Source organism: Roseitalea porphyridii (genome assembly GCF_004331955.1).
Lineage (GTDB): Bacteria > Pseudomonadota > Alphaproteobacteria > Rhizobiales > Rhizobiaceae > Roseitalea > Roseitalea porphyridii.
The window spans coordinates 1844890-1858089 of the sequence record NZ_CP036532.1; the positions used below are offsets into that span (position 1 = coordinate 1844890).

Annotated in this window: 13 protein-coding genes; all 13 read right to left on the minus strand. The window is 63.4% G+C overall.

The annotated features are described in order from the left end of the window. Window positions 1-1014 carry a Gfo/Idh/MocA family protein gene (locus E0E05_RS09040; protein ID WP_131616407.1) on the minus strand — a complete coding sequence of 338 codons (1014 nt, stop codon included), beginning with the start codon at window positions 1012-1014 and terminating at the stop codon, window positions 1-3. A gap of 4 nt (window positions 1015-1018) precedes the next feature. Next, complete coding sequence (locus E0E05_RS09045) at window positions 1019-1861, minus strand: carbohydrate ABC transporter permease (RefSeq protein WP_131616408.1); 843 nt, start codon at window positions 1859-1861, stop codon at window positions 1019-1021. Further along, window positions 1858-2013 (minus strand): hypothetical protein, encoded by a 156-nt coding sequence (locus E0E05_RS17345; protein ID WP_158629316.1) that lies wholly within the window; start codon window positions 2011-2013, stop codon window positions 1858-1860. The genes E0E05_RS09045 and E0E05_RS17345 overlap by 4 nt, the downstream gene beginning before the upstream one ends. Continuing rightward, window positions 2010-2825 carry a carbohydrate ABC transporter permease gene (locus E0E05_RS09050; protein WP_131616409.1) on the minus strand — a complete coding sequence of 272 codons (816 nt, stop codon included), beginning with the start codon at window positions 2823-2825 and terminating at the stop codon, window positions 2010-2012. Before E0E05_RS09050 ends, E0E05_RS17345 begins: the two co-directional genes overlap by 4 nt. Next, entirely contained in the window at window positions 2809-4107 is a 1299-nt protein-coding gene (locus tag E0E05_RS09055) for an ABC transporter substrate-binding protein (protein ID WP_131616410.1), read from the minus strand. The genes E0E05_RS09050 and E0E05_RS09055 overlap by 17 nt, the downstream gene beginning before the upstream one ends. A 168-nt stretch (window positions 4108-4275) precedes the next feature. Beyond that, the gene (locus E0E05_RS09060) at window positions 4276-4674 is read right to left on the minus strand and encodes a RidA family protein (protein WP_244597648.1); all 399 of its coding nucleotides are present in this window, start codon (window positions 4672-4674) and stop codon (window positions 4276-4278) included. Continuing rightward, on the minus strand, window positions 4664-6139 hold the full coding sequence (locus E0E05_RS09065) for a M81 family metallopeptidase (protein WP_131616411.1): 1476 nt from the start codon (window positions 6137-6139) through the stop codon (window positions 4664-4666). Before E0E05_RS09065 ends, E0E05_RS09060 begins: the two co-directional genes overlap by 11 nt. Next, window positions 6136-6906, minus strand: coding sequence for an IclR family transcriptional regulator (locus E0E05_RS09070; RefSeq protein WP_131616412.1), 771 nt, complete (start codon window positions 6904-6906; stop codon window positions 6136-6138). The genes E0E05_RS09065 and E0E05_RS09070 overlap by 4 nt, the downstream gene beginning before the upstream one ends. Next, a complete protein-coding gene (locus E0E05_RS09075) occupies window positions 6903-8102 on the minus strand; it encodes an aspartate aminotransferase family protein (RefSeq protein ID WP_210215689.1) in 1200 nt (399 codons plus the stop codon). The genes E0E05_RS09070 and E0E05_RS09075 overlap by 4 nt, the downstream gene beginning before the upstream one ends. Before the next feature lie 458 nt (window positions 8103-8560). Further along, window positions 8561-10087 (minus strand): sulfatase, encoded by a 1527-nt coding sequence (locus E0E05_RS09080; RefSeq protein WP_131616414.1) that lies wholly within the window; start codon window positions 10085-10087, stop codon window positions 8561-8563. 4 nt (window positions 10088-10091) lie between these two features. Beyond that, the gene (locus E0E05_RS09085; RefSeq protein WP_131616415.1) at window positions 10092-10943 is read right to left on the minus strand and encodes a carbohydrate ABC transporter permease; all 852 of its coding nucleotides are present in this window, start codon (window positions 10941-10943) and stop codon (window positions 10092-10094) included. Beyond that, window positions 10940-11809: a carbohydrate ABC transporter permease gene (locus tag E0E05_RS09090; protein ID WP_158629317.1), complete on the minus strand. Its 870-nt coding sequence runs from the start codon at window positions 11807-11809 to the stop codon at window positions 10940-10942. Before E0E05_RS09090 ends, E0E05_RS09085 begins: the two co-directional genes overlap by 4 nt. Before the next feature lie 70 nt (window positions 11810-11879). Next, entirely contained in the window at window positions 11880-13160 is a 1281-nt protein-coding gene (locus tag E0E05_RS09095; RefSeq protein ID WP_131616417.1) for an ABC transporter substrate-binding protein, read from the minus strand. Window positions 13161-13200 lie beyond the last annotated feature (40 nt).

Sequence of the window (13200 nt, forward strand, 5' to 3'; positions counted from 1 at the left end):
TCAATCATATTCGGACATGCGGACAGGTCGCTCCTCGTCGATCGACCGTTTCATGGCGGCGACCACCGCTTCGGCCCGGCGCGCCTCGGTCAGCCCGACCAGCGGCGGCGCGCCGGTGTCGGCTCGCGCCACGAATGTGTCGAGCGAATGTGCCAGTGCCCCGCCCACGCCGTCGGGCAACATGGGCCAATGGGTCATGTCGGGCAGAACGTAGCCTTCTTCACCGACGATCTTCATGCCCTGGGACGAGCCTTCTATGACAACCGAACCCTTGTCGCCGATCAGTCGGAAGGAGGGATCAAGTGGCTCGGGCTGGCTCGGTGGAAGCACCCACGAGGTCTCGAACGTCGCCACGGCTCCGTCGGCGAAGCGCATCGTGGCCACGACCGCGTCATGGCACCCATATTGCGCGCAGGCGCGCACGACCGCTTCCGCGTAGACGCGCTCGACCGGCGCCTGGTTGACCGCGATCGCCATCTCGATGTCGTGGATCAGTGTCGACGACAGGAGATCGGTCCAGGGCGCGTACTTCTCGATACCAAGGCGCGAGCCGACACGGCGCGCGGAGACGCTCACCGGCGCGCCGATGCCACCTTCGGCGGCGATCTGCTTCATGCGTGCAAAGCGCGGTTCGGCATGAAGGATGAAATTCACCGCCGGCTCCGCACCGGTTTCGGCCAAGGCCGCGATAAGCGCGTCGACGTCGGCAAGCGTCCTGCCCAACGGTTTCTCGAGCAGCATCTTGAGCCCGAGTCTTGCGGCTTCGACGGCCGGTTCATGCCGGAAACTCTCGGGCGTCGCGATCGAGACCGCGTCCAGCTCCTCCTGCTCCAGCATCGTGCGGTAGTCGGTGTAGGACCGACAATCGAGCGCTTCCGCCACCTCCCGCACGCGGCTTGAGTCGGTATCGGATATGGCGACAAGCTGACACAGCGGGTTTCGCCGAAAGATGCGGGCGTGAAGTTCTCCGATCAGGCCGACGCCGATCACGGCTATTCGCATAGTCTCCCCCATGGGCTTACCGGTCCGCCCCGGCCATCAGCACCTGGGTGATCAGCCGCTGGAAGACGATCATCAGCAGTCCCACCGGCAGCAGTGTCAGTACGGCTGCGGCGGCCTGCTGTCCGACCTCGATGTCGATCGTGGAGCGAAACATGCCGAGTGCGACCGTCGAGATCTTGATGTCCGAGGTGAAGATGAGTGGCGTCAGGAACTCGATCCAGGACAGGATGAAAGCAAAGATGAATCCGGCCATGATCCCAGGACGCACCATCGGTAGCACGACGTAGCGCATCACCTGCATGTGCGTGCACCCGTCGATCCGCGCGGCATCTTCCACTTCGCGCGGCAGCCGATCGATGAAGGTCTTCAGGATCCAGATCTCGAATGGAAGAATGAAACCGGAATAGGCCAGTACGAGACTGAGGAATGTGTCGTTGATCCCCCAGGACACGAACAGCACGAACATCGGGATGAGAAAGATCGTGGTCGGCAGGAAGTAGACCGAGACCATCGCCACAAGCATCGCGTTCTTGCCGGGCAGGCGCAACCGCGACAGCGCATAGGCGGCCGGCAGGGCAACGATCAGACACACCGCCGCCGTCAGAATGGAGACGAGCAGCGAGTTCAAGATGCCCTCGCGAAGGGGAACGATATGCCCGGGCGCCAGCACCGCACGAAAATGCTCGAAATCGAGCGTCGTCGGCAGGAACTGCACGTCGCGCGAACGGATCACCGTCTCGGGCTGCAGGCTGGTCAACAAGAGCCCGTACAGGGGAAATGCCATCAGCACGAAGACAACGAGCGCTGACCCGTAGATCGTGGTTTGGCGGACAAGTCGCCGGCGGGTCGAGGCGGTCATGTCGTCGCCCCTTGGCGCAGCGTGAGATAGTGGCGCACAACGGACATCACGAGCACGACGAACAGCGTGACGAGCAACAGAATGTAGGCGGCCGACGCCGCGCGGCCCAGATCGAAGGACTGGAAGGCCTCCCGATAGACGAGATAGTTCAATGTTGTCGTGCTGCCGGCCGGCCCCCGCGGGTGAGCACGAAGATGGTGTCGAACGCCTTCATCGCCCACACGAACTGGATCAGGATCAGCGGGATGGCGATCGGGACCATCAGTGGCAGCAGCACGTACCGGAACCGTTGCCAGACCGTTGCGCCGTCCACCGCTGCCGCTTCGAACAACTGCTGCGGTATGCTCTGCAGGCCGGCGAGGAAGAACAGTACCATGAAGGGGATCGCCTTCCAGACCTCGGCGATCGCGATGACGTGCAGCGCCGTCCAGCCGTCGCCGAGCCAGATCCGGTACTGATCGATCAGTCCGACGCGATAAAGAAGTGCATTCACGAAGCCGACATCGGCGTGGAACATCTGCCCCCACAGGACGCCGGCAACCACCGGAGGCACTGCCCACGGCAGAACCACAACGACGCGCAAGACCGTACGCCCGGCGAATTTTTGGTCGAGCAGCAGCGCGATCAGAAAACCGAACACGGTGGCAGCGACAGAGATCAGCAGACCGAAGTAGATCGTGCGCCAGATCGTATCGATGAAACCGGGATTGGCGAACAGACGGGCATAATTCTCCAAACCGACGAACTCGCCGATCTGCAGGCGCACCATGTCGAACTCGGTCACGCTCAGAGTCAGCGTGAAGATCGCCGGATAGAGGAAGATGCCGGCGACCAGCACGAGCGCCGGCGCAACCAGGAGCAGGCTGAAGGCCAGCTCCCGGCGGCGCAGATATCCGGCACGACGGCCGCCGATGGCGATCGCCGTGCCAGAGTGGGCCGCAGATAGATCAGGTGCGGCTTGCATTGATCAACTTGACCGCCTCGTCGAGCGCTTCCTTCGGCGCGACCTCGCGGGCGAAGGCGCGCGAAAGCTGCCCGGTCAGGATCTCCTGCCAGCGCTCGCGGTCGGGCGAATATCCACCGTCGACCGGATACTGGTACGATTGGCGGATCACTTCGGCAAAGGGCAGGTTGCCGCTGACGTCCGGGTGGCTCAGCGCCGCATCGACCGAAGGCGCCCATGGCGATGTCGATCCCTGAAGGATCTGCTTGTCCAGCGAGGTCGCCAGCTTGATGAACTGGCGCCCGCCTTCCGGATTGTCGGCAAAGACCGGTATCGAGAGGAACTCGGATCCGTCGATGGAGGCCGAAGTCTCCAGGGCCGGATTCGGAGCGTAGCCTGACTGTCCCTGGATCGCGGAATCATCGCTGCCATTGGCGATCCCAGCGATGAACGGCCAGGTGAAGAAGATACCGCGTTGGCCGGCAAGATAGGCCGGCGAGGCGTCAAAGACCCACGTATAGGTGACTGCCGCCGGATCAATCACCTTGTGCAGATGGAGCAGGTCGACCATGCGGCTGAGCGCTTCCACGCCGGCTTCCGAGTTCATGACCGGCTGCAGATCATCGTCGAGGAAGCGGCCGCCGCCACCCTGGAGCAGGCTGCCGAACGTGAACATGGAGCCGACACCACCCCAGTTGTCGGTGATGCCGTAGATGTTGTTGTCGGGGTCGTTAATCTCCTTGGCGTACTCGACCAAAGTGTCCCAGGAACCCGGCGTTGCGTGCCAATTGTTGGGAGCCTCGGTGTCGAGACCTCTCGCTTCGAAGAGCGCCTTGTTCCAATGCATGATCGGGGCGCCAATCGTGACGGGCACACCGAAGTATCGGCCCTGATAGTTGGCGGCGGTGAGCGAATTCTCGATCAGACCGTTGGGCAGGAGCTCCTGCTCGATCAAATCGGTCATGTCCGTGAGCCAGCCCTTTTCGGCGAGGCCCGACATCAGTGCCGCGGTCACGAAGACCGCATCGCCGGGGCTTCGACGCGCGATCAGGGTCGAATTCAGTTTCACCGGCAGGTCCGGGGTCGTGACCAGTTCGATTTCCGGCGTCGGCCCGTGTGCGGCGGCGTAATCGGGCGCCAACGTCTGCAGATATTCCATGTGCGAGCCCAGCAGCAATTTGACGGGCTCGTTGTTTCCCTGTTGCGCCGAAGCCAGGCGCGTGGAGGACAACAAGCCTCCGGTCATTGCGGCTGCGCCCATGGAAAGCAGCAGCCGGCGACGGTCAATTCCCTTGCACAGCATCGCGTCATCTCCCTCGTATACGCGGATTTGGGAAGCTTACGGGCAGTCCGAGAATTGTCAATCCTGTTTCGAAATACAAGATAACAGTTCCACGATGCGAAATTACTATGCCTGTTCCGACGCCACTTCGCGGTCGGCTCCCGATCAGTTCGGCATATCAGAGGCCGATCACTGCTCGCCCACGACGGCGATGCAGTCGATCTCGTATTTCAGCGTTCCGGACAGCCCCTTGGTGACCGTGGTCCGCGCCGGAAAAGGCTGCCGAAACAGCTGCGGATACAGCAGGTTGTACTGATCGCGATACTTCGGATCGGCGAGGTAATTCTGTGTCTTGACGACACGGTCCAGGCCGGAGCCACAATGCTTGAGAATCGCCTCGAGATTCCCGACCGCCCGTCGCATCTCGCCTTCGAAGTCATCGTCGACGATCTGTCCGGTCGGATCGACCGAAGCCTGCCCGGAGACAAACAGGAGGTTGCCGACCTGGACCGCCGGGCTGAACGGCAGATGAGAGTGGGGCATGGACGGATCGGTGTGGTGCTTGATCATGGTGGCTTCAACTTTCATCGAGCGGATAGATCGGTCTTTGGAGCCGCGTGTAAGGCAGCTTGCGGGGATCGGATATGCATGGTCCCTGCGTTTCGACGGTGAAGCTCGCCGCGGCGATCTTGTCGTAGGCGCGCCTGTGCGCCACGGCTGCCTTGACGCCGATCACTGACAGTTTTTCAGGGTCGATGCCCTGGCTGCGCCACTGGCCGAGATCGAAGGGCGGAGTCTTGCGGGAATTGAGAAGGATGGTGATGCCGCGATGGCGGACGACGGCGCTGGGGCCCATGGCGATGTGCTTGCCACGCGCGGCAACCATGTGGCTCTTGATGTCCTCGAGCGTGAAGTTGCCGTCGCTGCGCGAGACCAACTCGACATCGAGCTCGATCGGGCCGGGGTCGAAGGGATTGTTCTTGCCCCCGATGGCGACCGTCTTGTGTTCACCAGGCGCAAGCTCTTCCAGTTCGCCGACAGCTTCCGCGTCGGCGATCACCACGCCGGCGTTTTGTGCGTCGGCGGCGAGCAGCGCCCGCAGCACGCCGGTGCCGTTGCCCGGAGCGCCGCCACTGACATTGTCCGACGGCTCGACGAGGATGGCGGGCCCCGACGGCGGATCGGCAGCCAGGCGCTCAAGCACCGACGCGGGATCGTCTTCCTCCGGCAACCCCTGCGCGCGCAACTCCCATGCCTTGTCGCACAATGCGTCGAGAGCTTCCTCCGCTTCCGCATGGTCACCCGTCGTGATCACCGAGAAGGCCACTCCTGCCTCCGGTACATCGGCGAAGGAGAAACCTCCAACGACATTCACCGCCCAAATGTGTTCGCTGTCTTCCTCGATGCGCCGGGCGAGCACCTCCAGATCTTGCATCGGAGCCTCGGCGGTACCGGTTCCGGTCGGCGGCCAGACGATGCCGGCATGCCGGCCGACCATACGCGGCACGGTGCCCTCATTCAGACATCGCGCGAGCAACTCGGCCGCGCGCACGGCGCTGTCGCGCGCGTCGATATGCGGGTTTTCGCGATAGCAGACGAGGCCGTTGGCGTGACGTGCCATCAGGGCCGTCATGTTGGCGTGCAGGTCGAAGACACCGAAGATCGGCACGCCGGCAAGACCGTCGATGCCACGCAGCCGCTCAAGAATCGTGCCCTCCACGTCTGTCAGGCTCTGCGAGACCATGGCGCCGTGGAGGTTCAGATAGACCGCGTCGTAGGGTCCGCGGCGAGCCACCGGTTCGAGATCGGCCCAGAACGCCTCGATAACCGCATCATCGACCATCGCGGAGGGCGATGCCGCATAGGCGCATGCGGGCTCGACATCCCAGCCCTGCGCCGCGGCGACTTCAAGAAAACCGTCAATCGTCGAACCGTTGCCCGCAAAGTCCAGGATCGCCGACCCGCGCACGATGTCGAAGTCGGCAAGGCCGGTCGTGCCGTTGACGAAGCAATGGGTCTCGTGGGAGAGCCCGGCAAGCAGGATCCGGCTCATTTCCCTGCTCCACCGGAGACCAGACGCGGCCGGCGGGCCATCTGCGGGCCGATCTCCTCCATCACCGACACGATTTCCTCGCGCAGCGCGGGCGTCAGCCGGCTCTTGACGACCGACAGGCTGATGCCCGCGACCGGCATGTCATCCTCGATCATCGGCACGCCGAAGCAGGCGACGCCGGCGTCGTTCTCCTCGTCGTCCTGGGCCCAGCCGCGTTCGGCCGTTTCACGCAGCAGCGCCTCGACGGACGCCCGGTCGGTGGGCGAAAGCGGGGTGCGCTGCACCGGCGTCATGGCATCGAGCAGTTTGCGCTGGCGCTTTTCGGGCAGGAACGCGGCGATCGCCCGTCCGAGGGCTGTGCAGTGGAAGGGATCACGCACGCCCGGCCGAACCTGCCAGCGAATGCTGCGTGTCGTCTCGATGTAGTGGACATAGATGACATGCGTACCCTGGAGCACGCCGAGGTTGACCGTCTCGTTGAATCGCCGGTGCAGCATTTCCATGACCGGCAGGGCCTGCTGGCGGAGATCCTCGTAGCCATCCCCGCGGCCCAACTCGTACATGCGCAAGGTAAGCCCGTAGCGGCTGCGGGCCTGGTCCTGATCGACATAGCCGAGCCTGGCCAGCGTCTGCAGAATCCGGAACAGCGTTGCTTTCGGCAGGCCCGTGGTTTCGGCAAGCTCCTGAAGCGTTGCGCTACGCCCCAGTTCGCTCATCGCCTCGAGCACCAGGAACGTCTTCTCGACGACCGCAATATGTCCGCTCAATGGCCCATCTCCTCGAGTACCTCGCGCGCGGTCACAAGCGCGTGGTCGATATCGTCGTCGGTGTGCGCCAGCGAGACGTACCAGAGACCGCGCTCGATCAGCCTGATGCCGTGGGCAAGCATGCCCTGGCAGAACCGGCTGTAAAGGGCCTTGTCGTAGTCCAAGACGTGCTCGTAGGAGAGTGCCCGCGCGCGCTCGGAGAAGCCCATGTGGAACATCGCGCCCGGCCCCTGCACACGCACATTGAGGCGGCCTTCTTCGCCGATCGCGGCAAGGCCATCGCGCAAGCGCGTCCCCGTCTCACGTACGTGACGATACCCCTCGCCATTGTTGCGGCCCATCACTTCAACGACCGCCCGGCCGGCCGCGATGGATGCATTCGAGGCGTTCAGCGTGCCGGCGTGATAGACTTGACCGTTGGCCAGCGGCGCCATGAACTTCTCCTTTCCGACGAGCGCGGCGAGCGGAAAGCCGGCTCCCAGCGCCTTGCCGAAGAGGGCCATGTCCGGCGTCACGCCGAACTCGCCCTGCGCGCCGCCCGCGCCGAGCCGGAAACCGGTGATGATCTCATCGAAGATCAATGCCGTGCCGTACTTGTCGCAAAGCCGCCTCAGCCCTTCGAGGAAACCGGGCAGCGGTTCGATACACCCCTGGTTGCACATGACCGGTTCTGTGATGATCGCGGCCACTTTATCGCCATGGGCCGACATCGCTTCCTCGACCAGGTCCAGGTCGTTCCAGCGCAGAACGATGACGTCCTCGGCGAGCGAGGCCGGGATTCCCCCGCCCCAGGCGACGGGCGCTGGCGGTGTGTTGGATTCATCCCGCGGCGGATTGACCGAAAACGATACGTTATCGAGCCAGCCGTGATAATGGCCGATGAACTTGATGAACTTGGGTCGTCCGGTCACGTGACGCGCAAGCCGAAGGAGCGCGTGCGAGGCCTCCGACCCGCTGACCGCAAAACGCACCCGTTCGGCTGACGGAACGCAGCCCTTGATCGCCTCGGCCAGTTCGAGTTCGTCCACGTGCTGGCCTGCGAAAAGCTGTCCCGACTGGAGCGACTCGATCACTCGCCTAATCAGTTCGGGATGCGAGTGGCCCAGAATGCAGGGTCCCTGAGAGAGGGTGAAGTCGAGCAGTTCGTGACCGTCCGCGTCCCAGATTCGCGCACCCTTGGCGTGCGTATAGAACATGGGATGCGGCGAGCCCACGGCGCGAAACTGGCTGCTGACGCCGCCGGCCAACGTTTGACATGCCCTTTCATGGAGCGCCTTGGACTTTGGAAACGACAGATGGTCTTCTGCGCCGTGCTCCCCTGCCCCGGCGCGAACTTTCGACTCCAGCATTCAACCCTCCCCCATGATCTCGGCTTGGTGGCAATCCGCCCTTGGCACCCGCCTATCGTTTTCCATTGCAAAATGCAAGTTCCACGATGCAAAACAAATGGCGTTCTCACAAACCCCCTTTCCAGCCTGTTTCGAACGTGCCCACGCTCTGCTTCGCCAAACTCGGGCTGGCACAGGCGAATTGATGGCGACGGGGGCACGACCCGCCATCAGCAGAACACAGGTTTCCCGGACTTGGGGCCATCGCAAAGGTAAGGAGCAGATGCGGACGACCAGATTGGCTCGCCGCGAAAAACGTCGCGACGCTACCCGGCACCACCCAAGCAACTGGCCGGCGTCAATGCGAAACGTCTGAACGCTTCTTTCGGAGCATCGTGACGCTCCATTTCCGATGCGATCGCTTCCGAAAGCCGAGCTTCGGTCGCTGCATCACGATACGGGGCGTGCTGACCGGGATCCTTGCGTAGGTCGAACAGAACGGTTTGCGTGTCGACGACGGCACCAGGACCGTGCGCCGCAAAGGAGCTCGAGCCGGCAACCAGCGGGACCTTCAGCACCGGCGCGCCCTTGGTGAAGTCGAAAGGGCGCACCTGCACCGCGCCCCGCAGTTCCTCGATCGAGAAGAACGACTTCATGTGCGTCGGCATCAGCGTGTACTGGTAGAGCGGCTCGGCGGTCAGATCGTCCGGGAACAGGAAGTAAGTGTACCGGCCGTCGGTGATGTTCACGCCGCCGCCGAAATAGCCGAACACCGCGGTGTCGCGGACCGTCTCGCCGTCAAGCGCGCGCAGCAGCGACCGGCCGGTCACCTCGGCGGGAACGGGACAGCCGAAGAGGTCGGCGATGGTCGGCATCAAATCCACCGTCTGGGTCAGCGCAGCGGAGCGCGCCCCGCCCTGGCGCCCGGGCGTGCCGATGAACAGCGGTATGTGCGAGACCTCTTCGTAGGCATACATGCGGTTCTTGGCCCACCAATCGTGCTCGCCCAGAAGGAAGCCATGGTCGGTGGTGACCAGGAGCGCGGTGTCATCCCACAGGTCGTTCTTGTCGAAAGCATCCAGCAACCGGCCGAGCTGGCGATCGCAGAAGCGCACCAGCGCCCGGTAGCGTGCACGCAGTTGCGCGACTTCAGCGTCGGTCTCGGTCACCTTGGCATAGGGCGGCCAGTCGAAGATCGGACCGGGCATTTCGCCGGCCACCGCCTCGACATCGTCGTCCGGAGCGAAGAACGGTTCGTGCGGATCGAAGGTCTCGATCTGCAGGAACCAGCCCTCACTTCGTCCATTGCGCTCCAGAAAACGCAGGCCGGCATCGAAGGTGAGCGCCGCAGGCATCGGCTCGGCGCCGGTCATCCGCTCCCGGTTGGCCATGTAGGTGCGGAACGTCGTGCCGCGCTCCTCGGAGAATTGTTTGGGGTGGAATCGCGCGCGCCAGTCCTCCAATGGCGGATCGACGATGCCGTGCCACGGATCACGCTCCTGGCCGCGGATCATTTCGTAGCTGTCGAAGCGGTTGTGATAGGTCGCCCCGCCATCCTCCCAATAATGATAGTGATCGGTGACCAGATGCGTGTAGACGCCCTGTGCGCGCAGCATCTCGGGCAGCGAATTGTCGAACGGCTCCAGCGGTCCCCAGCTTCGGTGGAACAGGCTGAGCCGGCCGGTCTGCAGGTCGCGGCGCGCCGGCATGCACGGAAGCGAGCCGACATAGTGCCGCTCGAAGGTGGTGGTGCGCGCCGCCAGCCGGTCGAAATTGGGTGTGTCGACATCGCTCGCATAGGGCGACAGCGCCAGACGGTTCAGCGAATCGAACAGGACCAGGACGCACTTCATGCCGTCAGCCCTTGACGGCGCCGGCGGTCAGGCCGCGCACGACGCGCTCCTGAAGCACGATGAACACCATGATCGGTACCAGCATCACGATGGTGATGGCGGCGAACATCCCGGGCAGGTTGAAGTCGAACTGCGACTGGAAGAAGCGGATCGCCACCTGCGCGGTGCGCTTGTCCTCCGATGACAGCACCAGCGTGGCGAAAAGGAACTCGTTCCAGGTGAATACGAAGATCATGATGGCGACCGTCGAGATGCCGGGGCCCGACAAGGGCAGGACGATCCGCGTGAAGATCTGCCAGTAGCTGGCCCCGTCCATGATCGCCGCCTCCTCGATCGACAGGGGCAGTGAGAGGAAGAAGGCGCGCATGACCAGGAACGAGATCGGCAGGAACAGCCCGGCATAGAGCAACATCAGGCCGATGCGTGTGTCATACAGACCGAGCGTGCGGATGATCAGTGTCTCGGGCACGATCAGGGCCGAAAAGGGCATGACGAGCCCGAGTGCGAACACTGTGACCACGATGTTGCGGCCACGGAACTCGAACCTTGCGACAGGGTAGGCCGCCATGGCGGAGACGACGACGACCAGCGATGCCGCTCCGGCGCTGACAAGGAACGAGTTGGCGAGATAGCGGAGCAGCCCGATTTCGGTCAGCGCATCCTCGAAACCGTCGAGGTTCCACTGGCGCGGAAAGTAGCCCGATGCGCTGAGGATCTCGGCGTTGGTCTTGAATGCCGCAAGCACGAGCCAGAGGATCGGAAACAGCATCGCAAAGCAGAACCAGGCGATGATCGCGTAGTAGGTAATGGTCAGCCAGAGCGGGCGGCCCCAGGCCGTGCGGTCATGATCGCTCAATCGAAGTCCCTCTCGCCGATGCGGAAGACGTGCCTGATCAGGACGATGGCGACGACACCCAGAAGCACGATGTGCATGCCGATGGCGTTGGCCTCGCCCCAGTCGAAGGTCTCGAAGGCACGGTAGGTCGCCATCGACATGTTGAGCGAGGCGTTGGCCGGCCCGCCCTTGGTCGTCAGGAAGATGCCTTCGAAATAGATCAGCGACTGCGTGACGGTCAGGATCATGCAGGTGCCGATCACGTTGCGCAGCAGCGGCAGCGTGATGTACCAGTCCTGCTGTACTTCAGAGGCCCCCTCTATGACGGCGGCCTCGTACATGTCCTCGGGGATCGAGGCGATCTCGGCCATGATGATGATCATGTATAGACCGACGTGGAATATCCACGTGGCGATCAGGGCATAAAGGGCCGTGTCGTACTGGAACAGCCAGTCCTGCTGAAGGTGGCCAAGGCCGATATCCTCGAGCAGCATGTTCAGAGCGCCGTAGCGGGCGTTGTAGAAGCCCAGAAAGACGATCGCGAGCGCCGAATAGCTGACGATGTTGGGCAGGAAGAACAAGGTCCGAAACACCTTCCAACCCTTGACGCGGCGCGACAGGATCATCGCCAGCACCGCGGCGAGCGGCACATGGATCAGAACGGCCGCCCCGACCCAGATCGCGGTGTTCTGCAGGGCGGACCTGAAGGATCGGCTGTCCCACAGCTCCAGATAGTTGGCGCCGCCATTGAAGGTCATCCCGGCCGCGTTCCACTCGAAAAACGAGGTCATTAGGATCGTGGCGAACGGGAATGCCAGAAAGGTGACGAACAGCGCGATCGCCGGCAGGAGCGACACGAAGATCGACAGGCCGAGGCTCTTTTGCATGGGATCCGTTTCGTGCGGAAGAAGGGTGGGCGGCCGGTCTGGGAGGGACCCGGCCGCCCCCTGGGGCGCGCTACTGCGCGTCCTCGAGGATCTCCAGGAACGTTTCCGTGTCGATCTGACCGCGGGCATAGACCGGCCAGCTGTTGATGAATTCCTGGATGATCGAGGTGGGCATGGTGATGTTGGTATGCGGATAGGTGTGCTGAACGTCTTCGGACTCCGCCACGATGTCGAGCAGCATCGGCTCGAGCTGGCCACGCTGCTCCTCGCTGAGCTCCATGCGCGTCGGCCCGAAGCGCGAGACCATCACCGCCTGATTGAGCATCTGCTCGTCGCTGGTCAGGTACTTCAGGAAGGCGACCGAACCGTCGATCTTGTCCTGTTCCTTGGCGCCCACCGCAAAACCGGCCTCGCCCGTGACGATGATGAGTCCGCGCTCATCGCCGGCGCCCGGCGAGACCGCATAGTCGACGTCCTCGCCCAGCCCTTCCGCCGTCTCGGTGTTGACGCCCTTGATGTTGGGGATCATCCACGGCCCGTTGGCGATCATCGCCGCCTCGGCCTGCAGGAAGAGCGTCGCGCCGGTGGCGTACTGACCGGTGAAGGCGTCCTCGTTGGTGCAACCTTCCTCGAACATGCGGCGCAGCATTTCTGTTCCCGCCACCACGGGTGCATTGCCCACCAGTTCCAGATCGCCCTCGCCGCCGGCCGTCGACAGCCACTCGGCGCCGCCAGGCTGGGTCCCGATCATGTTGGCCCACATCAACCGGGTGGTCCAGTCGCCCTCGGTGGCCATGGGAATGAACCCGGCCGCGCTGAGCGTGTCACACGCCTCGAAGAACGCCTCCCAGGTGCGCGGGAACTCCTCGATCCCGGCCTCCTCGAACATCGCCTTGTTGTAGAAGATGCCGATGTAATCGCGCGAATAGGGCAACGCGTACAATTCGCCCTCGGCGGTCAGATAGGTGTCGAAGGCATTGTCGAAGAAGCTGTCGCGCCATTCCGGATCGGCTTCCAGATAGGGCATCAGGTCGACGACGCGGCCGCTGTCGCGGAGATCCTTCATCAGGGCCGTATTGCCGGTGATCAGGTCGGGCAGCGCGTCCGCGACCGCATCGGCCCGCATCTTGTCGCGATACTGCTTGTCGCCGGGGATCTCCTCGGTGACGATCTCGTACTGGCCGTCATACTCGGCGTTGAAACCCTCCAGCAGCGCTTCGCCCCACGGCTTGAGCGGATTGGTGCCGACCCAGAAGGTCGCCCAGTTGACTTCGGTCTCCTGTGCCGCGGCCGGCACCGCGAGCAGCGCGCAGGCCGCGCACGCCATGGTGGGTCCGAGAATTCTACGCATCAATTCCTCCCGTTTGGTCTTGGTTTCGACTGAGGCTCGC

What these genes read in the sequence shown, in the direction of transcription:
- E0E05_RS09080 (WP_131616414.1), bottom strand. Translation starts at nt 10,087, where the DNA reads ATGAAGTGCGTCCTGGTCCTGTTCGATTCGCTGAACCGTCTGGCGCTG.
- E0E05_RS09095 (WP_131616417.1), bottom strand. Translation starts at nt 13,160, where the DNA reads ATGCGTAGAATTCTCGGACCCACCATGGCGTGCGCGGCCTGCGCGCTG.
- E0E05_RS09055 (WP_131616410.1), bottom strand. Translation starts at nt 4,107, where the DNA reads ATGCTGTGCAAGGGAATTGACCGTCGCCGGCTGCTGCTTTCCATGGGC.
- E0E05_RS09060 (WP_244597648.1), bottom strand. Translation starts at nt 4,674, where the DNA reads ATGAAAGTTGAAGCCACCATGATCAAGCACCACACCGATCCGTCCATG.
- E0E05_RS09050 (WP_131616409.1), bottom strand. Translation starts at nt 2,825, where the DNA reads ATGCAAGCCGCACCTGATCTATCTGCGGCCCACTCTGGCACGGCGATC.
- E0E05_RS09045 (WP_131616408.1), bottom strand. Translation starts at nt 1,861, where the DNA reads ATGACCGCCTCGACCCGCCGGCGACTTGTCCGCCAAACCACGATCTAC.
- E0E05_RS09040 (WP_131616407.1), bottom strand. Translation starts at nt 1,014, where the DNA reads ATGGGGGAGACTATGCGAATAGCCGTGATCGGCGTCGGCCTGATCGGA.
- E0E05_RS09065 (WP_131616411.1), bottom strand. Translation starts at nt 6,139, where the DNA reads ATGAGCCGGATCCTGCTTGCCGGGCTCTCCCACGAGACCCATTGCTTC.
- E0E05_RS09090 (WP_158629317.1), bottom strand. Translation starts at nt 11,809, where the DNA reads ATGCAAAAGAGCCTCGGCCTGTCGATCTTCGTGTCGCTCCTGCCGGCG.
- E0E05_RS09075 (WP_210215689.1), bottom strand. Translation starts at nt 8,102, where the DNA reads ATGTTCTATACGCACGCCAAGGGTGCGCGAATCTGGGACGCGGACGGT.